We start from the raw sequence: 21060 nt of genomic DNA on the forward strand, positions 1-21060 counted from the left end.
AACTTCCAGTGATTTCAAGGGGCTCAAGATTTAAAAGCGCGTTTATTAAAGAAAATTAATATCCCAATACCTGTACTAATGGCCATATCTGCAATATTAAAAACTGGGTCAAAAAAGGTAAAATATTGCCCTCCATAAAACGGAATCCAATCTGGTAATACACCACTCCACATAGGAAAGTGAAGCATATCTACCACATGACCATGAAATAAAGAGTCATAACCCTGTTCTGGCATAAAAGTAGCAATTTGACCGTGACTGGAATCAAAAATCACACCGTAGAATACAGAGTCAATAATATTCCCTAATGCGCCAGCCAGAATAAGAGCAATAGCAAAAATCAAAATTCTGGAGTTCTTATTCATTATAGATTTTTTGAGCCAATACCCTATTCCGATAACGGCTAAAATTCTAAAAACAGTCAAACAAACTTTTGCCGTTCTATCAGAAATTGAAGGAATAAAATCGCTAATTTTTGTTCCCCAAGCCATACCTTCATTCTCTACAAATGCAATTTGAAACCAGCTAAATATTTCTAATTTATCATTGAGTGCAAAATGTGTTTTAATATAGAATTTACTTATCTGGTCAATAAGTAAAATAATTACGATAAGTAAAGTGGCTTTTTTTAAAGACATTGCTTAGGTTTAGGCATCACAAAAATAGTATTATTATTGTTAACGTTAATGAGGCCATACAATTGTTATATATAAAAAAACGCCTCGAATGAGACGTTTTATTTATAGTTTATGCTATTTATTTTTGCATATTCTTAGCTTCAATGCTCAACGTAGCATGCGGTACTAATTCTAAACGTTTTTTGTTTATTAGCTTCCCTGTTACACGACAAATACCATAGGTTTTATTTTCAATACGAATTAGCGCATTTTTTAAATCGCGAATAAATTTTTCTTGTCTAATTGCCAACTGGGAATTTGACTCCTTGCTCATAACAGCACTACCTTCGTCAAACGCCTTAAAGGTTGGTGATGTATCATCAGTACCATTATTATGATCGTTCATATAGGCACTTTTAATCAATTCTAAATCATGTTGCGCCTTATCTATTTTTTCTTGAATAAGTCCTTTGAACTCGTTTAAATCCTTATCTGAATATCTTATTTTATCAGGCATAATTTCTACATTTTTTTAATAAACAATTTGGTATTTACATCATCGAAAGCAATTTCTATACCATTATTTAAGTCATCTAAAATCTCTAATTTTTCGGTTAAAGTTTCGGTTTTTATATACTCTAAATTTGTGTTTATTGCGTTAATAATTTGTTCGTCTTTTTTAAACTGTACTGCAATTCTATCAGTGAGTTCAAAACCAGAATCTTTTCTTAAATTTTGAATTCTATTGACTAGCTCTCTAGCAATACCTTCTTTTTTCAAATCTTCTGTTAGAGTAACGTCTAAGGCTACGGTTAATGCTCCTGAACTTGCCACAAGCCATCCTTCTATATCCTTAGAGGTAATCTCAACATCAGATTGTTCTAAAGTAATGTTTTTTCCATTAACTTCAACGTTTAAAACGCCGTTTTGCTCGATTTTTTTGATATCTTCTGCTGTAAATTCGTTAACTACCTGAGCAACAGCCTTCATATCCTGACCAAAACGAGGTCCTAAAACTTTAAAGTTTGGCTTAATCTGTTTCACTAATATATCTGAAGCATCTTCTAAAACCTCAACGTCTTTAACATTAACTTCAGACTTGATTAAATCTGAAACCGCTAAAATTTCATCCTTTTGAGTTTGACTGTCAATAGGAATCATAATTTTCTGTAACGGCTGTCTTACTTTTATCTTTTCTTTAGCTCTTAACGACAATACAAGAGAAGAAATTGTTTGAGCACTTTCCATTTTACGTTCTAGGCTCTTATCAACATAAGACGCATCGTATTTTGGAAATTCTGCTAAATGCACACTCTCGAATGTCTCTTTTTGTGTTACCGAATTAAGATCCATATATAAACGATCCATAAAGAAAGGTGCTATTGGCGCTCCCAACTTTGCAATGGTCTCCATACATGTATATAATGTTTGATATGCCGAAATTTTATCAGATTGATAATCGCCTTTCCAGAAACGTCTTCTACTTAAACGCACATACCAATTACTTAAGTAATCTTGTGTAAAATCTGAAATAGCTCTTGCTGCTTTAGTTGGCTCATACTCGGCATAATAATCGTCTACCTTCTGAATCAATGTATGTAACTCTGATAAAATCCAACGATCAATTTCAGGTCTTTCTGCCAATGGAATATCGGCTTCACTATAGGTGAATTTATCTAAATTTGTATATAATGTAAAGAACGAATATGTGTTATAAAGGGTTCCAAAAAACTTACGTCTCACTTCTTCGATACCATCCAAATCAAACTTTAAATTATCCCATGGATTGGCATTCATAATCATATACCAACGTGTTGCATCGGCACCATATTTACCTAGGGTTTCAAAAGGATCGGTTGCATTACCAAGTCGTTTAGACATTTTTTGTCCGTTCTTATCTAATACCAATCCGTTAGACACCACATTTTTATACGCTACAGAATCGAATACCATCGTTCCAATAGCGTGTAATGTATAGAACCATCCTCTTGTTTGATCGACACCTTCGGCGATAAAATCTGCAGGAAATGACTTATTATCGTCAATGAGTTCCTTATTTTCAAAAGGATAGTGCCATTGCGCATAAGGCATTGACCCAGAATCAAACCATACATCAATTAAATCACTTTCTCTGGTCATAGGTTGACCGCTTTCAGAAACTAAAATAATCTCATCAACAATATTTTTATGTAGATCAATATGAGCATAGTTCTCTTCGGAAAAATCACCAACTTTAAAATCTTCGAAGATATCTTTTGAAAGTACCCCAGCTTGAACGGCTTTTGCCATTTCAGATTTTAACTCTGCAACAGAGCCAATGCATAATTCTTCTTTACCATCTTCGGTTCTCCAAATTGGCAACGGAATTCCCCAATATCTAGATCGTGATAAATTCCAGTCGTTTGCATTTGCTAACCAGTTTCCAAAACGCCCTTCACCAGTTGATTTAGGTTTCCAATTAATGGTTTTGTTCAACTCATGCATTCTATCTTTTACATCTGTCACTTTGATAAACCAAGAGTCTAACGGATAGTATAAAATAGGTTTATCAGTACGCCAACAATTTGGATAACTGTGTTTATATTTTTCAACCTTAAAGGCTTTATTCTCTTCTTTTAATTTAATAGCAAGTTCTACATCAACTGAGCGCTCTGGCGCTTCACCATCACTGTAATATTCGCTCTTTACATATTTACCAGCAAACTCATCTAATTCTGGTCTAAAACGACCTTGTAAGTCTACTAAAGGCACTAAATTACCATTCTCGTCTTTTACTAATAATGGTGGTACTTCTGGTGTAGCTTGCTTCGCAACAAGGGCATCATCGGCTCCAAAAGTTGGTGCTGTGTGTACAATTCCTGTACCATCTTCGGTCGTTACAAAATCTCCTGAAATCACTCTAAAGGCATTTTCCGGATTGTCATTAGGAAGTGCGTACGGTAATAATTGCTCGTAAGTAATTCCAACTAAATCTGTGCCTTTAAATTCTTTCACAACATAATATGGAATCTTCTTATCACCCGAATTATAGGCTAATAAATCTGCCTTGTTTTCTACCAAATTGAACTTTCCAGAGAATTGATAGTTAACCAATTTCTTAGCTAAAATCACATTCATTGGCTGAAATGTATACTGATTATAGGTTTCAACCAACACATAATCAATCTTTGGTCCAACCGTTAAAGCTGTATTACTAGGTAATGTCCAAGGTGTCGTCGTCCAAGCTAAGAAATAGATATCACCTTCATCTTGTAAAAAGTCAGGCAACGTATTTGCATTTGCTTTAAACTGAGCAACTACAGTTGTATCAGTCACATCCTGATATGTTCCAGGTTGATTAAGCTCATGCGAACTTAATCCTGTACCTGCTTTTGGCGAGTACGGTTGTATGGTATAGCCTTTGTAGAGTAAACTCTTATCGTAGATTTGCTTTAATAACCACCAAACACTTTCCATATATTTTGGGTCATAAGTAATATACGGATCGTCCATATTTACCCAATAGCCCATTTTTTGGGTGAGGTCATTCCATACGTCTGTATAGCGCATTACAGCTTTACGACAAGCGGCATTATAATCTTCAACAGAAATGGTTTTACCAATATCTTCTTTGGTAATTCCGAGTTCTTTTTCTACACCAAGTTCTATAGGTAAGCCATGAGTATCCCAGCCCGCCTTACGCTTCACTTGGTAACCTTTCATGGTTTTATATCGCGGAAAAATATCCTTGATAGCACGTGCTAAAACGTGGTGTACTCCAGGCAATCCGTTGGCAGACGGAGGCCCTTCAAAAAAGACAAATGGTGTATTGCCTTCTCTAGTAGAGATACTTTTTTCAAAGATGTCATTCTCTTGCCAATAGTTGAGGATGTCTTCTGCAACTTTTGGTAAGTCAAGTCCTTTATATTCAGGAAAGTTAGCGCTCATAGTATCAATATTCTAATCGAGTCGCGAAATTAAGGAATTTTGAGAAAATTATAAGTTTATTGTAAGCAAAAAAGAGACTGTAATACTTGTAGTTTGATAAGATGTTATCTTATACTGATGCATTCTATAAAATTCAACTAAAAAAACACCACCTTAAAAATAATTAATAATGCTATTAAGGATAAGACTCTTTTAGTGTTTTTCATTGGAAATACATACGAAATTCGTGTTCAGTATTTAGACACTAAAGTTTTAAAAAGTCACATCCCTATTGGAGTAAATTTAGATTTATAGCATCTCCAAAGTTTTAGTATATTCATCTATAAGCATATTTTCATAACTACCTAATTCTTGCCGTATTGACCACATCAAACGCAAGGCATCTGAATATTTTGCGGTTGAATTAAAATCAAAAAACTTACTTAAAAACGTATCTCTTGTTTTATTCAATCCTTGTTGAGCTGCATACGTTCTAGATAATTGCGTCGCGACAGCAACATCCATACTAGACAGCATATTGCTAAATTTTGCCATTTCGAACATGGCATTAGATAATTCGCCACTTCCTACACCTCTCCAATTAGGAAATCGTTCATTAAACTCTCTATCAAATAAATTCTCATTAAGTAAATCATTAGTTAGTAAAGGCTGTAAACTGTCAAGAGATTTATTAAACTTAATTCTGTTTTTCTTTGCGTTTTTTACAATTTCTAAATTAGATTTTATTTCTAATTTTATATTTTTTAAAACCTCTTTATGATTATTCTCTAGATTTTTTGAAGCGTTCCACTCTGAAGCTAAAATACCAAGGAAGACACCAAGCACTACTAAAGTGAGTTGAATAATATATTCTGAAATTTTATGTTTCTTTTTCATTCAAGTTCGATTAACGTGTTTCAATTGCTCCAAGTTATAAATTTTTAGGCGATATTATAAATTAAAAAAAGCAAGGTCCTTTAAGACGCTTGCTTCTTTTCAGTTTGCTATTAATTAGGGATTATTTTTAGTTATTAACTGGAGTTGCAAACCTAACCAGTATTCTTTACATATGAATTAACATATGTTAATTTTCGATATAACGTTTATAAAATTATAAAAAAAGAATCAAGCATCAAACTATGAACTCTACCAAATCTTCAATTTTAGAAATAAGTTGGACTTTTATAACGGTATTTTTTAATGAAATTTTATTGTATTTCGACACAAAAATAGTTGAGAAGCCTAGCTTTTCGGCTTCTAAAATACGTTGTTCCACGCGTTGAACGGGTCTTATCTCTCCAGACAAACCAACTTCAGCAGCAAAACAAACATCCTTCTCTAAGGCCTCATCTTCGTTAGAAGATAAAATGGCTGCAACTACAGCAAGATCAATAGCAGGATCATCAACACTAATACCTCCTGTTATATTTAAGAAAACATCTTTAGCTCCCAGTCTAAATCCTGCACGCTTTTCTAAAACAGCAAGAAGCATATTTAATCGTTTAGCATTGAAACCTGTTGCACTTCGCTGCGGCGTTCCATAAACCGCAGTACTCACTAAAGCCTGCACTTCTATCATTAAGGGTCTCATTCCTTCTAAAGTAGCCGCAACAGCATTACCAGAAAGTTCCTCGTCTTTGGCTGAAATTAAAATTTCAGAAGGATTAGAAACCTCTCTTAGTCCAGAACCTTGCATTTCATAAATACCGAGTTCATTAGTAGAACCAAATCTATTTTTATGTGCTCTTAGAATTCTAAACACATGATTACGATCGCCTTCAAACTGCAAAACAGTATCTACCATGTGTTCTAATATTTTCGGACCTGCAATATGCCCATCTTTTGTGATATGCCCTATTAAAACTACAGGTGTAGCCGTTTCCTTTGCAAATTTAATTAGTTCTGTTGTACATTCTTTTATTTGTGATATACTTCCAGATGATGACTCAATGTAATCACTATGCAAGGTTTGTATAGAATCTATAATAACAACATCGGGTTGAAGCGTTGAAATTTGTTTGAAAATGTTTTGGGTTTTTGTTTCGGTTAAGATGTAGCAATTGTTTGTATTCGGGTTAATACGTTCAGCCCTCATTTTTATTTGCTTTTGGCTCTCTTCACCTGATACGTACAATGTTTTAAAAGGTAATTTTAACGAAACTTGTAATAGCAAAGTACTTTTTCCAATGCCAGGTTCACCACCTAAAAGTGTTAGAGACCCAGGAACCAAACCACCTCCAAGAACACGATTAAACTCTTCATCTAGGGTGTTAAGCCTCGCCTCTTGAGACGTATCTATATCATTAATTTTAAGCGGCTTTGAAACACGTTTCGAAGTATCTGAAGGTGTTTTCCAATCACTTTTTTCGGGTTTTTGAATTACTTCTTCTGTGATCGTATTCCACTCTTTACATGCAGTGCATTGTCCTTGCCACTTGGCATATTGGGAGCCACAGTTTTGACAAAAAAAAGTCGTTTTTAATTTAGCCATATTTATTTTTCCGCGAAAAACGGAAAGGTTCAAATTAGAATTTCAGCTAAATTAAACTATTTTAATTGATATCTTTAAACCAACTTGCTAGAGCCATTATTTTTAAAGCAATCACTTTTGAAGGCATATTTGAAAATAAAAAGTGTTTTATTTTACGATATAACCACTCAAAAAAATAGTCTGTCGAGTATATACTTATTTTAGTTTTCTTCATCGTCCTCTTCTGTTTCTGTATCGTCATCAACCACTTTTAATCCTTCAACATGAGACATGATAAACGCTCTATCAATATGTGCCATATCTTCTAAAGTAAGGGCAGATTCGTACAATTTTAGTGCTTTTTTTGTTTTCCCCAATTTCTCGGCGTATAAAGCCATATGGTAAGTACCAAATGATGAATTCGGGTTTAGTTTATTAGCAAGTTTTCCAATTTTATAAACTGATTCGAGATCATCGCGTTCTTCAGCTGCTATTATAAGCTGTTGCAGTTCTTCTTCTGAAATAGGTTTATAAATGCCAAACAAATCATCGATACGTTTATATCTATCTACAATGTAATCGTCTAGTGTTCCATCATATGGCATTACTTTTTCTTTGATTTCTTTATCATCAAGTGGTTTATATAATTCGAAAATTCTATCCATTGCTTTTGACAACGCCCCAGTCACCAATTGATAATGAGAATCACCTTTAAGTTCATCAAAATAGTAGGTTAATTTTTGATTATCAATAGTTTTTAAACTTTGATCAGTACTTCTAACGATATCTCTAATGGATTTAATATCCCTATCAGATGTGGCCATATAATAAAAGATATCATCGTCCAACCATTCTAATCGCGTAGCAACATTTTGGCTCATAGTACCTTTAAAATCTGGGCTTAAATTAATGTATGCCTGAAACACAGGTTCTTCATGGAATAAAAATGAATTGATAAAATTCCCCATGAGGTTATGCCCTACTGCAACTTTAAACTTACTGGTATTGTAATTAGCATCGATATAAGGGATTAACTCTTGTTCAATAAACTTATAAAATCGATCTCCAGACTCAAATGGAAGTCCAGATACCTCATCAAAATAACTATCATAAAAGCGTTCTTTGCCTTGAACGATACCAACAACAATAGATTCTGGCATTTCATCAAAATGTGTTTGAAAACTTACTTGTCCACATACAGGTTCAAATAAATATTCTCCATCAAACACAATAATAACAGGGTGTTTTAATTCTGATTCAGGATCATAACTATCGGGAAGTTTGATTTTTAAATCTCTAGAAGAGTTTAATTTTCTTGATTCAAATTTCTCATAAACGATTTGTGCAGATAATTGGACACAAAAACATAAAGAGAAGACAAAAATTAAGGCATTTTTCATCTTAAGTAGGTTAATTTAGGGAATGTAAATATACCTAAATTAAGTTAAAATGCCAATTTATTCGACGAAATGCACAAATTAATCAATTTTGGTCTTGAATGTCATAGATTAAATCTAGCAACATATCCTTAGAAATAAATTCAGATTCTTCCAGCAATAAACCAGACTGGTAACTTTGCAGTGCTTTTTTTGTATTACCATTCATATCATGATATTGCCCAGCATAATAGGCACTAATCATGGATTCTGGATATTCTTTACGAGCCAATTTTGATAAATTCTTAAGCGCTTCAACGTCATTTTTCTTCTTGGCCGCAGCAAGTACAGCTCTTAAATCATTTTCTACAACTTTCTTCTCAAACCCGTAGAAAAATTCAATATCCTCATACTTTTTCATGAGGTAATCGTAAGGACTTCCTTCATAAGTGAGCATTTTTTCTTTGTATTCTTTCCTATTAATAGGCTTATACAATCCAAAAATCTCATTGATAGCTTTAGGGATACCCAAACCAACAAGTGAATAATGATCTGCATCTGTGAAGTCGTCAAATCTATAATGCAATTTATCGTTTTCAATTCCAGCCAAAGCTGTATTGAATTCTAAAATATCTTCTCTAAGGCTTTTAACATCGTTATCGGCAGTTGCTAAATAATAGAAGGTATCTTCTGTGGTTGTTGACAGTTTTTCTTGTAAACGAGTAGCCATATCTGGCGCTAAGTCTGGACTAAATGCGATATATCCTCTAAACAATGGTTTATCCTTAAACAGCCAATAATTTATAAAGTTAGCACTTTGGTCATGGCCAACCATAATTCTAAAATCCGACGTTAAATAATTATCATTGATATAAGGTATCAATTCCTGTCCTATAAACTCAAAAAACTGCGCACCTCCATCATCAGAAGGGAAACCAAATTCGTCACTATAAGATAAATCAGAATCACGTGACTTAGCTTGATTAACACCAACAACGATAGACCTTGGCATATCTCCCCAATAAGAATGATAATCTGCATTACCAATCATAGGCTCGAACAAATAATCGCCATCCAACACAACAACTAAGGGATATAAAATGTCTCCCTCGGGGTCATAATTTCTTGGTAATTGTATTTTTATCTCTCTAGATTCTCCTAGTTTAGACGATTCAATAGTCTCATAAATGACCTGAGAAGACGCTATTTGAAAAAACAGGCCACAGAGTATAAATAGTATAGTTTTATTCATGACAAGCTAGGTTTAATAATAAAGCAAGGTAAAAAATTATTTAGTTCTATTGTAAATTGGCAGATAAATTAAAGATAAACCACCTAGTACAATAATCATAAATGTTTGCGAAGACCACATAATCCAACCAAAAGCAATACTTGGTTCTTTAGCAATATTAAAAATTGAAAATGCCGCGTATACGGCTACTGGATAAGATCCAATTCCACCATTGGTTGCGGCAATACTAAAACTTGCAGAAATAAAACCAATTAAAATTGCAGCTAATGGTAAATGGGAAGTTGCAGGAATAGCCAAAGTGGTTATATAAAACATAAGGACATACATGGTCCAAATGAATAGTGTGTGAAAAATAAACGCCCACTTGTGTTTCATTTTAAAAATACTCAATATACCCTCAAGTAAACCACTTAAAAATGTGCGTACTTTAATTGCAAATTTGGACTGACTTTTTTTAATGAATAAAAATAATAAGACCCAAAAAATGATAAGACCTATGATTCCAATTATAATTTTAGAAGGATCAAAGCGTTCAACAAAAAACTGATAGATAAAATCAAACTCCAAAAACAATGTTACTGCAATTATCACTAGCATTACAACCATATCGGCTATACGCTCTGCAACAATAGTTCCAAATCCCTTTTCAAAAGGAACACCTTCATAATTTGTTAAGATAGTGGCTCGAGTAATTTCTCCAGCGCGAGGGATGGTATAATTAACTAGGTAAGTTGCAAATACAGCCATTATACTATTGGGTAATCTCAACGTATACCCCATTGGTTCTATCATAAACTTCCAACGATATGCACGAGACAAATGGCTTAAAAAGCCAAAGAATAGACCTAATCCTATATAACCATAATCGGCATTCTTGAAATAGGTTACGAGTTCTTCAATTGAAATTTTAGACAGAGAATACCAAACCAAAGCCACTCCTAATAATAAAGGCAGTGTTATTTTCAGGATTTTACTCGTCTTTTTATCCAAAAGTCTATTTTAAAAGATTAGTTGCCTCATCAGGAAACACCAATGAAGGCCTAAATACTTTCGCGTCTTCAATGTCCATAAACGCATAAGTGATTAAAATAAGTGTATCGCCAACAGAAACTTTACGTGCTGCTGCTCCATTTAAAGTAATTTCACCACTACCGCGTGGTCCAGGAATACAATATGTTTCTAAGCGTTCTCCATTATCATTATTAACAATTTGAACTTTCTCACCTTGAATAATATTCGCAGCCTCCATTAAATCTTCATCAATAGTGATACTACCAATGTAATTAAGTTCTGCTCCCGTTACTTTTACTCTGTGAATCTTAGATTTTACGACTTGAATTTGCATGTGGCAAAGATAATTAATTTAGAGCGATATTATCTATTAGTCTAATATCATCTGCATAAACTGCAATAAATGCTCTGTATGAAGATTTGTTTGATTTTCGTTTTACCGTTTTTAAGGTTTCAGCATCTGCTATGATAAAATATTCTAGTTCTAATAATTCATGCTTCGCAAATTGTTTGCTCACCCATTCTGTCACCTTATTAGCACTTTTTGTCTCAAACTTTTCTTTTGCAGACTTTAAAGTTTTATAGATAAATGGTGAGGCATTTCTATACTCTGGCTTTAATCTCATATTTCGAGAACTCATGGCTAGGCCATCTTCAGCACGATGAATCTTACAACCGTTAACTTTTACCGGAATGTCATATTTTTCAACCAATTTTTTAATAATCATAAGTTGTTGAAAATCTTTTTCTCCAAAATATGAGTTATCTGGTCTAACAATTTCAAAAAGACGTTTTACAATCGTTCCTACACCATCAAAATGCCCATCCCTAAATTTGCCTTCCATTTCATGCTCTAAACCATCATATGAAAACGAAGTTGAAACTACATTATCTCCATAAATATCTTCTACAGTTGGGGCATAAACAATGATTTCATCTTCGGAAATCTTAGACAATAAGCCCACATCGCTATCTAAAGTTCTTGGGTATTTTACTAGATCTTCTTGCTTATCAAATTGAGTTGGATTCACAAAAATACTAACTGCAACAAAGTCATTTTGTTTCAAGCCTTCAATAATTAGAGAGGCATGTCCATCATGTAATGCACCCATAGTTGGCACAAAACCGAGTGTTTTATTATTAGACTTAATAGTATCTACATATGCTATTAGGTCTGTTTTATTTTTAAAAATTGTCATACAATAACAAAAGTTTAACAGCCTGCAAACTTAATATTTTACTGGCAATTTGCATAAATTTTTGTAATTTTGCATGTTTTTTATTTTTAATTCCAAAAACGCAAGATTTATGAAAGATAAGAGAATATTGTATGTGTCATCTGAGGTTGTACCATATTTACCAGAAACTGAGATTTCTTCAATGTCGTTTGAAGCTCCAAAAATGGTAAACAAACAAGGAGGACAGATAAGAATATTTATGCCTCGTTATGGAAATATTAACGAAAGGAGACATCAGCTTCATGAAGTGATTAGATTATCTGGAATTAATTTAGTAATCAACGATTTAGATATGCCATTAATTATAAAGGTGGCATCGATCCCAAAGGAAAGAATTCAGGTTTACTTCATTGACAACGAAGAATATTTCAAAAGAAAAGCAACGTTAACAGACGAAGATGGAAAGTTATTCGATGATAATGATGAACGTGCCATATTTTTTGCCAAAGGGGTTATTGAGACCGTAAAGAAACTAAACTGGTCTCCAGACATTATTCATGTTAATGGCTGGCTCGCATCATTGCTTCCATTGTACCTTAAAGAATTCTATAAAAACGAACCTTTATTTACGGAAAGTAAAATTGTGACCTCTGTATACAATCAAAGTTTTGATGGAACGTTAGATAAGAACATGATTAATAAAGTGAAATTTGATAATGTGGATGAAAGCAAGATAGAATCTTTGGTTAACCCGACATATAACAATCTTATGAAGATTGCTATAGACCATTCAGATGCATTAATTAAAGGGTCGAGCGATTTACCACAAGAGCTTGATGATTATCTTGGGGCTACAGACAAACCTGTTTTAGACTACTATCCATTAGAAGATTTCGCAGACCAATACACAGAATTTTACAATACTAAAGTTTTAGATTAGTAAACATAATTTATGAAAAATAGAAAAATTGCTCTAAGAAATTTAGCAGTACTAAGCTTTTTAGTTAGCTGCTTTATAGCTTGTGATAAAGACTTTGCTGATATCGATTCTGATATTATCAATGACGATAATGCAACACATTTTAATACGACATCTAGAGATTTTGACGTTATTGCGTACACAAAATCCTTAGATCCCGTTCAAACAAATGGTTTACCCGTTAATTTATTAGGGGTTTATAAAGACGAAATTAATAATGGCTTAACAACCTCTAGTTTTGTAACAGAAGTTGAATCTACACTTATTAATCCAACATTTGGAAACAATGTTGTTATTGATTCGGTAGTATTAAACATTCCTTATTTTAGTACACCTACCGAACTAGAAGAAGATGGAGGAACGTTGTACGAATTAGATTCGGTATTTGGTGGCTCTGGAATAAAATTATCACTTTTTGAAAGCAACTATTTTTTAAGAGATTTCAACCCTTCAGGAGACATTAATGATCCACAATTATACTACGCCAACATGAGTACGGGATTAGATTTTATTGATCAAAGTCAATTAGAAGCTGTTCCAATAGACTTATTAGTGGATGACGACGGTGAAACAGATTTAGATTTCAATAATTTTGTTCCTAGCCCACTACAAATAAAACTAACAGATGAAGCTGGTGAATTAACAGGTAGACTTGTGCCGGCTTTAAGAGCTAGACTTGACACAACATATTGGCGTGAAAAAATTATTGACAAGGAAGGAGAGCCAGAGTTGAGTAATGCCAATAACTTTAATGACTATTTTAGAGGTATTTATTTCAAAGCAGAGGCTATTGGCAATAATGGAAACCTTTCTCTATTAAACATTACAGCACCAGCTGCTAACATTACCATTTTTTATAAAAGAGATAGCGATGTTGAAGATGCCGACCCTGTGAGTGCCACTTATGTATTAAACTTTAGAAATAATCGCGTGAATTTTATTTCTAACAGTTTTACAATTCCAAATGGAAATGAAACTACAGGTGATGAGAACCTTATTTTAAAAGGAGGTCAAGGCTCTGTGGCCGAAATCAAACTATTTAATGGTGATGACCTTGATGATGATGACACCAATGATAATGTTTTCGAAACTTTCAAAAATGAATTTGTAGTCACAGATGCAGATGGTAAATTTGTAAGTAGTAAAAAACTTGTTAATGAAGCTAATCTTGTGTTTTTCGTTGACCAATCTCAAGTGGATGGTGATGAACCCGATCGTCTATATATGTACGACGCAGAAAACAGAACACCATTAACAGATTATTTCCTAGATAATGCTAACACAGCTTTTCCTTCATTTTCGAGAATCAACCACCTAGGGAGATTACAACGTGTTGATGAAGATCCAACCCAAGACGGTATTAAGTACAAAATCAAAATAACAGAACACATAAATAATTTACTGTTAAGGGATTCTACCAATGTAAGACTTGGTTTATCTGTATCTGGAAACATAAATTTAGAAAACAATACGTTTTTATTTGATGTTTTAGATGGAACCGAGGCTGTTGAAGGTGTTCCTGTTAGTTCTATCATCTCACCTCGAGGTACAGTTCTTTTTGGTAATAATACTTCTAATGAGGAAAAAAAGTTATATTTAGAAATATTTTTTACTGAACCAAACAACTAAATCAATATGTGCGGAATTGTTGGTTACATAGGGCATCGTGAAGCTTATCCTATTATTCTAAAAGGTTTAAAACGATTAGAATATAGAGGTTATGATAGTGCTGGTATTGCTCTTTACGACGGAACAGACATTAAATTATCTAAAACTAAAGGCAAAGTTGCCGATTTAGAGACGAGGCTTGAAAATGAAATTTCAACACATGGTTCTCTTGGTATTGGTCATACACGCTGGGCAACACATGGTGTCCCAAATGATGTCAATTCTCATCCTCATTATTCAAATTCTGGAGATTTAGTAATTATCCATAATGGAATTATTGAAAACTATGAATCTCTAAAAAAAGAATTAATTAAAAGAGGTTACATCTTCAAATCAGACACTGACACCGAAGTCTTAGTTAATCTCATTGAAGATGTCAAAAAAAACGAAAACATCAAACTTGGTAAAGCAGTTCAAATCGCATTAAATCAAGTGGTAGGTGCTTATGCCATTGCCGTTTTCGACAAAAACAAACCTAATGAAATTGTTGTAGCACGCTTAGGAAGTCCACTTGCCATCGGTATTGGTGAAGATGAATTTTTTATAGCTAGTGATGCCTCTCCTTTTATAGAATATACTAAAAATGCTATTTATCTTGAAGACGAAGAAATGGCTATAGTAAGACGGAATAAAGGTGTTAAAATTAGAAAAATTAAAGATGATTCTTTGGTAGACCCTTACGTTCAAGCACTTCAATTAAATCTTGAACAAATAGAAAAAGGAGGGTATGATCATTTCATGCTAAAAGAAATATACGAGCAGCCAAGTGCTATTTTAGACACCTTTAGAGGGCGACTTTTAACCAATGAGGCCATTATAAAAATGGCTGGTGTTGAAGACAACATGAAAAAGTTCCTCAATGCTCATCGCATTATTGTTGTGGCTTGTGGTACATCTTGGCATGCTGGATTAGTATCAGAATATATTTTTGAAGATTTAGCTAGAATCCCGGTGGAAGTTGAATATGCATCTGAATTTAGATACAGAAACCCTGTAATAACTGAGAATGATGTTGTTATTGCAATATCTCAATCTGGTGAAACAGCAGACACATTAGCGGCTATTAAATTAGCGAAATCTAAAGGCGCATTTGTATTTGGCGTTTGTAACGTTGTTGGTTCTTCTATTGCAAGAGAAACTCACGCTGGAGCCTATACACATGCTGGTCCCGAAATTGGAGTTGCTTCTACCAAAGCATTTACCACGCAAATTACAGTATTAACACTTATTGCACTTCGTTTGGCTCGTGCTAAGGGAACAATATCTAGTACAGATTATAGACATCACTTAATAGAATTGGAACTTATTCCTGAAAAAGTAAGAACAGCTCTAGAATCTGACGCTTACGTAAAAACAATTGCATCTATTTATAAAGATGTCCATAACTTTTTATACTTAGGAAGAGGCTATAACTTTCCTGTAGCCCTTGAAGGCGCCTTAAAACTAAAGGAAATTTCATACATTCATGCCGAAGGTTACCCTGCTGCTGAAATGAAACATGGTCCAATTGCGCTTATTGATGAAAATATGCCAATTGTTGTTATTGCTACTAAAAAAGGCCATTATGAAAAAGTTGTAAGTAATATCCAAGAAATAAAATCGCGTAAAGGGAAAATTATTGGTATTGTTACAGAAGGTGACAAACAAGTAAAAGGTTTAGCAGATCATGTTATCGAAGTCCCTGAAACTATTGAATCTCTAACACCTTTATTAACAACAATTCCTTTACAATTACTGTCATATCATATTGCCTTAATGCTTGGAAAAAATGTAGACCAACCTCGAAATTTAGCTAAGGCCGTTACAGTAGAATAAGATTATCATTAGACTCATTAATAAATGAAGCTGAAAATGTAAAATTCACATTTTCAGCTTTTTATTTTTACGGAATATTCAAATAATACCCCTTTTTTTAGTTAAAAACTATTATGCATGCATAATTTTTGTGATTTTTTTCATTTCAGTATCATATAATTATTTATATTGCTTTACTAAATTTAACTAATTCCCTAAAATGAAGACAATTTTTAAGATTATGATGCTGTTTTGTTGTGCATTTGCTTTTGCGCAAACAACAGTTAAAGGTAAAGTCGTTGACAATAATGGTATTCCCTTAGCAGGAGCCAATATTCTTGTTGTAGGAACAACGACTGGTGCAATTACAGATTTTGATGGTAACTATACCTTAGTAGTAAATCAAGACCCTCCTTTTTCTATTCAAATAAGTAGTGTTGGTTTTGATACCGTTACCAAAGAAGTGACAACTAATCCTCAAACCATAGATGTTACTATGATTGAAGGAACATCACTTGATGAAGTTGTTATTTCTGCATCTAGAACTCCAGAACGTATTTTTGAATCTCCCGTAACGGTTGAACGTTTTGGTTTAAAAGAAATTAAAAACACAGCATCAGCCGATTTTTATGGTGGATTAGAAGACCTTAAAGGTGTTGATGTTAACACTAACAGTTTAACTTTTAAATCTATAAACACAAGAGGTTTTGCCACATTTGCTAATACACGTTTTATGCAATTAGTTGATGGAATGGACAACTCTACGCCTGCATTAAATTTCCCTATTGGAAACTTAGTAGGTATGACAGAAACCGATGTGTTGAGTGTAGAACTTCTACCAGGTGCGTCTTCTGCACTATATGGAGCAAATGCATTTAATGGTATTTTATTCATGAGAAGTAAAAATCCTTTTGACCATCAAGGTATTAGCGGATACATTAAAACTGGTATCACCTCTCAAGAGGCCGCTGGAGATAATAACTATACAGATTTAGGCTTCCGTGCAGCATATAAGTTTAGCGATAAGTTTGCAGCGAAAGTTAATTTTGGTTACTTAAAAGGAACCGATTGGGCAGCAACTAGTGAGGTTGATAATGACCTTGTTGGAGGCACAAGAGCAACGAATATAAACTATAATGGTATTAATGTATATGGAGATGAAGTTTCTGCTAACATTAGAGGATTAGCCGGAGGCGTTGGTATAGTTCCAGATGTTGAAGTAAGTAGAACTGGTTATAACGAGCGTGACTTAACTAACTATAATGCCGAAAGTGTAAAAGCAGATTGGGGATTATACTATCGTCCAATTGAAGGCAATAGCCTAGAATTATCTTATGTTGGTAAAGTAGGAACAGGATCTACAATTTACCAAGGAACAAATAGGTATAATATTAATGGGTTCTTCCAAGAGCAACACAAACTAGAAGTTAGAAACGACAATTTCTTCTTAAGAGGTTATGTAGTTGCTGATAAAGCAGGAGACTCATATGATATGGTATTTACTGGTATTAACATTAACAGAGCATGGAAAAGTGATGAACAATGGTTCGGGGAATACATTGGCACTTATGTAGCACAAACATTAGGAGGTGCTACCGACGCTCAGGCACATGCTGCGGCAAGAGCTCAAGCAGAATCTGGTCGTTTCGAACCTGGATCTCCAGAATTTCAAGCAGCATTTGATAGAAGTATTAACGACCCAGATTTAACGACGGGATCAAAGTTTCAAGATGCTTCTAAATACTATCACGCCGATGGTAACTACAATTTTAGTCACCTAACAGATTTTGCTAATATTCAAGTTGGTGGTTCTTACAGACGTTATAGTCTAAATTCAGGAGGAACAATATATACAGATACCGATGGTCCTATTAACTATTCAGAATTTGGTATTTACACACAAATACAAAAAGAATTTGAGCTGAATGAAACTATGGATTTAAAACTAACAGGATCTGTTCGTTACGATAAATCTGAATTCTTTGATGGTTTCTTCTCACCAAGATTATCTGCTGGACTTACAGTGAATCAAAATCATAATATTAGAGCTTCTGTACAAACAGGATTTAGAAACCCAACAACTCAAGATTTATTTATTGGTTTAGATGCTGGTAGAGCCATTTTAGTTGGTGCTGCTCCTGACAACTTAGAAAGATATACAAGAGACTATGGCATTAGTGCCGCAGGTCAAGCATTAGGAATACCTGCTACAGTAAATCAAACTGGAGCTGCAGCTTATAATAATTCTTATACATTGAGCTCTGTATTAGCTTTACAAGAAACAGGAGATCCAACAGCACTAGAAGTAGGTAATCCTAGTTTAGTAGAACCAGAACAGGTAATTTCATTTGAAGCTGGATATAGAGGAAAGTTCAATAAATTAATTGTAGACTTTAGTGCTTATTATAACAAATACAAAGACTTCATTTCTCAAGAAGTTGTTATTTCTCCACTTTACGGAACTGTAGGAGACGGATCGTTATCTGTTGCTGCAATTGCAAATGGAGACTCTCAAGCGTACAGTACGTATACAAATTCTGATGCCGATGTAAATTCATACGGAGCTTCTCTTGGTTTATCGACCAAAGTTTTTGGTAATTTTGATTTAGGCGGAAGTTATACATTCACTAAACAAGATTTTGATCAAGAAGCTAATCCAGATTTCATGACAAACTTTAATACACCAGAGCATAAATTTAAAGCATCATTTGGAAATACCGAATTGTTTAAAAACTTTGGATTTAATATTGCTTACAGGTTTAGTGATGACTATTTCTGGGAAGCTACCTTTGGAGAAGGTGTTGTTCCTGAATTCCATGTCTTAGATGCGCAAATAAACTATAGAGTTCCTAGTTTAAAATCATCTTTTAAAGCTGGTGCTACGAACTTAACTGGTAAGGAGTACTTTACTGCCTTCGGTACTGGATTTATTGGATCTATGTACTATGTATCTTGGACAATTAATAACTTATAAAAATTACAATAATGAAAACTATAAAATATATTCTATTGTCTGCGATCCTTATTGGATTTACGGCATGTAATGATGAAGAAGACTTCGACACAACAGAAGCGGCCGTTGAGTTACCAGCCTTAACAGCTGGATCTGCAAACTTTTCTAATTACGTTGCTTTAGGAAACTCATTAACAGCTGGATTTACAGATAATGCATTGTTTATTGCTGGTCAGCAAAACTCATATCCAAACACTTTATCTCAAAAATTCGCATTAGTTGGTGGTGGAAATTTTACACAGCCATTAACAAGCGATAATGTTGGAGGCCTTTTATTAGCAGGAAATCCTGTTCTAAACCCTGTAACTGGCGAACGTTTATTTGCGCCTAGATTAGTGTTTAATGGTTCAAGTCCTGTGCCTTTAGAAAGTTTAAATCCATTGGCAATGTCAACTACAGATTTTGCTTTAAATAATCCTACAGGACCATTTAATAACCTAGGGGTTCCTGGAGCTGCAAGTTTTCATTTACTAGCAAACGGCTATGGCAGTTTGGCAAACTTTCCTGCTGCTGCTAATCCATATGCTATTAGAATTGCAGGAAACACAGATGCTTCTATGTTAGAATTAGCAATGGCACAGTCGCCTTCATTTTTCTCACTATGGATAGGAAATAATGATGTATTAGGTTATGCCACTTCTGGTGGAGCTTCTGGCGGTTTAACAGACCAAGGAACTTTTGACTTTGCTTATGGTACGCTAATTACAACGCTGACATCTCAAGGTGCTCAAGGTATTATTGCCAATGTTCCTGATGTAACATCTATACCATTCTTTACCACTGTACCTCATAATCCTCTTGATCCATCTAATCCTAGTTTTGGACCTCAGATACCAACACTTAATGGTATTTTCGGGCAATTGAATCAAGTATTTGCTTTCTTAGAAACGCAAGGGGTTCCAAATGCTACAGAACGACAAATTGTATTTTCTGAAACAGCAGCAAGTGCAGTTGTTATTAGAGATGAAAGTTTAGCAGATTTATCCACTCAAATTACTGGAGTATTACTTGCTAGTCCAACTTTCCCTGCATTTGTTCAGTCGTTTGGATTACCTGCTGCAGCTGCGCCGCAAGTAGCTGGTTTATTAGGATTTGTTTATGGACAAGCTAGACAAGCTAATGCTAATGATTTAATGGTACTACCTAGTTCAGCAGTTATTGGAACAGTTAACGAAGATTTCGCTGCATTCTTAGGAACACAAGGCTTACCACCTACTTTAGCTGGACAATTTGCTGTAGAAGGTGTATCGTTACCTTTAGAAGATAAATGGGTTTTATTACCTACAGAACAAGCTGAAATTGCACAAGCTACTTCTGGTTATAATGCTACTATTGCTGCTAGTGCTACTCAAGCTGGTTTAGCATTTGTAGATGCCAATGCCTTACTTAATCAATTAGCTAATGGAGGTATTGCTACAGGCGATTTCATTTTAACAGATGACTTAGTGACTGGAGGTGCATTCTCTTTAGATGGTGTTCATCCAAATGCTAGAGGATATGCTCTAATTGCAAATGAATTTATGAAAGCTATTGATGCCGCTTACGGATCGAACTTCGAGGCTTCAGGTAATTTTGTTAATGTTGGGGATTTTCCAACGAACTATTCGCCTGCACTACAATAAAAACAAAGACACATTTAATTAGAAAACACCTTCATTTAACGTTTGAAAATGAAGGTGTTTTTTTATACATAAAAAAGCCGTAAAAATTTGCTTTAAGTTTAAATTAAAACCTGTATATTTGCAGCGCGAAAAAACAGGTGTTTTTCGCATCAAATTTATATCTAAACATTAAAC

At 34.1% G+C, this 21060-nt stretch carries 15 protein-coding genes; 5 read left to right on the forward strand and 10 right to left on the reverse strand.

The features are described 5' to 3' along the window. Window positions 1–23: 23 nt before the first annotated feature. From Q0787_RS03225 to panC, 10 genes are all read right to left on the reverse strand, one after another. Entirely contained in the window at window positions 24–638 is a 615-nt protein-coding gene (locus Q0787_RS03225) for a lipoprotein signal peptidase (RefSeq protein WP_298900786.1), read from the reverse strand. A 118-nt stretch (window positions 639–756) separates the two neighbouring features. Next, on the reverse strand, window positions 757–1134 hold the full coding sequence (locus tag Q0787_RS03230) for a TraR/DksA C4-type zinc finger protein (protein WP_298900787.1): 378 nt from the start codon (window positions 1132–1134) through the stop codon (window positions 757–759). A 5-nt stretch (window positions 1135–1139) separates the two neighbouring features. Beyond that, entirely contained in the window at window positions 1140–4544 is a 3405-nt protein-coding gene (gene ileS, locus Q0787_RS03235) for an isoleucine--tRNA ligase (protein WP_298900788.1), read from the reverse strand. 288 nt (window positions 4545–4832) lie between these two features. Beyond that, on the reverse strand, window positions 4833–5420 hold the full coding sequence (locus Q0787_RS03240) for a hypothetical protein (RefSeq protein ID WP_298900789.1): 588 nt from the start codon (window positions 5418–5420) through the stop codon (window positions 4833–4835). A 235-nt stretch (window positions 5421–5655) separates the two neighbouring features. Further along, window positions 5656–7014 carry a DNA repair protein RadA gene (gene radA / locus Q0787_RS03245; protein ID WP_298900790.1) on the reverse strand — a complete coding sequence of 453 codons (1359 nt, stop codon included), beginning with the start codon at window positions 7012–7014 and terminating at the stop codon, window positions 5656–5658. Window positions 7015–7214: 200 nt separating this feature from the next. Next, complete coding sequence (locus tag Q0787_RS03250) at window positions 7215–8393, reverse strand: alpha/beta hydrolase-fold protein (RefSeq protein WP_298900791.1); 1179 nt, start codon at window positions 8391–8393, stop codon at window positions 7215–7217. Window positions 8394–8475: 82 nt separating this feature from the next. Then, complete coding sequence (locus tag Q0787_RS03255; protein ID WP_298900792.1) at window positions 8476–9621, reverse strand: alpha/beta hydrolase-fold protein; 1146 nt, start codon at window positions 9619–9621, stop codon at window positions 8476–8478. A 36-nt stretch (window positions 9622–9657) separates the two neighbouring features. Then, window positions 9658–10611, reverse strand: coding sequence for a lysylphosphatidylglycerol synthase transmembrane domain-containing protein (locus Q0787_RS03260; RefSeq protein WP_298900793.1), 954 nt, complete (start codon window positions 10609–10611; stop codon window positions 9658–9660). 4 nt (window positions 10612–10615) lie between these two features. Then, the gene (gene panD / locus Q0787_RS03265) at window positions 10616–10966 is read right to left on the reverse strand and encodes an aspartate 1-decarboxylase (protein WP_298900794.1); all 351 of its coding nucleotides are present in this window, start codon (window positions 10964–10966) and stop codon (window positions 10616–10618) included. 13 nt (window positions 10967–10979) lie between these two features. Beyond that, window positions 10980–11831, reverse strand: a complete 852-nt coding sequence (panC, locus tag Q0787_RS03270) for a pantoate--beta-alanine ligase (RefSeq protein ID WP_298900795.1) — start codon at window positions 11829–11831, stop codon at window positions 10980–10982. 109 nt (window positions 11832–11940) lie between these two features. Here panC and Q0787_RS03275 point away from each other — a divergent pair, with 109 nt between their 5' ends. From Q0787_RS03275 to Q0787_RS03295, 5 genes are all read left to right on the forward strand, one after another. Beyond that, window positions 11941–12750 (forward strand): glycogen/starch synthase, encoded by an 810-nt coding sequence (locus Q0787_RS03275; protein WP_298900796.1) that lies wholly within the window; start codon window positions 11941–11943, stop codon window positions 12748–12750. A gap of 12 nt (window positions 12751–12762) precedes the next feature. Further along, a complete protein-coding gene (locus Q0787_RS03280) occupies window positions 12763–14418 on the forward strand; it encodes a DUF4270 domain-containing protein (protein WP_298900797.1) in 1656 nt (551 codons plus the stop codon). 6 nt (window positions 14419–14424) lie between these two features. Further along, on the forward strand, window positions 14425–16272 hold the full coding sequence (gene glmS, locus Q0787_RS03285) for a glutamine--fructose-6-phosphate transaminase (isomerizing) (protein WP_298900798.1): 1848 nt from the start codon (window positions 14425–14427) through the stop codon (window positions 16270–16272). Between the two features lie 199 nt (window positions 16273–16471). After that, complete coding sequence (locus Q0787_RS03290; RefSeq protein WP_298900799.1) at window positions 16472–19225, forward strand: TonB-dependent receptor; 2754 nt, start codon at window positions 16472–16474, stop codon at window positions 19223–19225. 11 nt (window positions 19226–19236) lie between these two features. Further along, complete coding sequence (locus Q0787_RS03295; protein WP_298900800.1) at window positions 19237–20886, forward strand: G-D-S-L family lipolytic protein; 1650 nt, start codon at window positions 19237–19239, stop codon at window positions 20884–20886. The last annotated feature ends 174 nt before the right edge of the window (window positions 20887–21060 follow it).

Origin of the sequence: uncultured Psychroserpens sp. (assembly GCF_947492715.1) — a bacterium.
GTDB lineage: Bacteria > Bacteroidota > Bacteroidia > Flavobacteriales > Flavobacteriaceae > Psychroserpens.

Excerpts from the sequence above, each read along its gene's own strand:
- Q0787_RS03255 (WP_298900792.1), bottom strand. The coding sequence starts at position 9,621 with ATGAATAAAACTATACTATTTATACTCTGTGGCCTGTTTTTTCAAATA.
- radA (WP_298900790.1), bottom strand. The coding sequence starts at position 7,014 with ATGGCTAAATTAAAAACGACTTTTTTTTGTCAAAACTGTGGCTCCCAA.
- Q0787_RS03280 (WP_298900797.1), top strand. The coding sequence starts at position 12,763 with ATGAAAAATAGAAAAATTGCTCTAAGAAATTTAGCAGTACTAAGCTTT.
- Q0787_RS03240 (WP_298900789.1), bottom strand. The coding sequence starts at position 5,420 with ATGAAAAAGAAACATAAAATTTCAGAATATATTATTCAACTCACTTTA.
- Q0787_RS03250 (WP_298900791.1), bottom strand. The coding sequence starts at position 8,393 with ATGAAAAATGCCTTAATTTTTGTCTTCTCTTTATGTTTTTGTGTCCAA.
- Q0787_RS03275 (WP_298900796.1), top strand. The coding sequence starts at position 11,941 with ATGAAAGATAAGAGAATATTGTATGTGTCATCTGAGGTTGTACCATAT.
- Q0787_RS03290 (WP_298900799.1), top strand. The coding sequence starts at position 16,472 with ATGAAGACAATTTTTAAGATTATGATGCTGTTTTGTTGTGCATTTGCT.
- panC (WP_298900795.1), bottom strand. The coding sequence starts at position 11,831 with ATGACAATTTTTAAAAATAAAACAGACCTAATAGCATATGTAGATACT.
- Q0787_RS03230 (WP_298900787.1), bottom strand. The coding sequence starts at position 1,134 with ATGCCTGATAAAATAAGATATTCAGATAAGGATTTAAACGAGTTCAAA.
- Q0787_RS03225 (WP_298900786.1), bottom strand. The coding sequence starts at position 638 with ATGTCTTTAAAAAAAGCCACTTTACTTATCGTAATTATTTTACTTATT.
- glmS (WP_298900798.1), top strand. The coding sequence starts at position 14,425 with ATGTGCGGAATTGTTGGTTACATAGGGCATCGTGAAGCTTATCCTATT.
- ileS (WP_298900788.1), bottom strand. The coding sequence starts at position 4,544 with ATGAGCGCTAACTTTCCTGAATATAAAGGACTTGACTTACCAAAAGTT.
- panD (WP_298900794.1), bottom strand. The coding sequence starts at position 10,966 with ATGCAAATTCAAGTCGTAAAATCTAAGATTCACAGAGTAAAAGTAACG.
- Q0787_RS03295 (WP_298900800.1), top strand. The coding sequence starts at position 19,237 with ATGAAAACTATAAAATATATTCTATTGTCTGCGATCCTTATTGGATTT.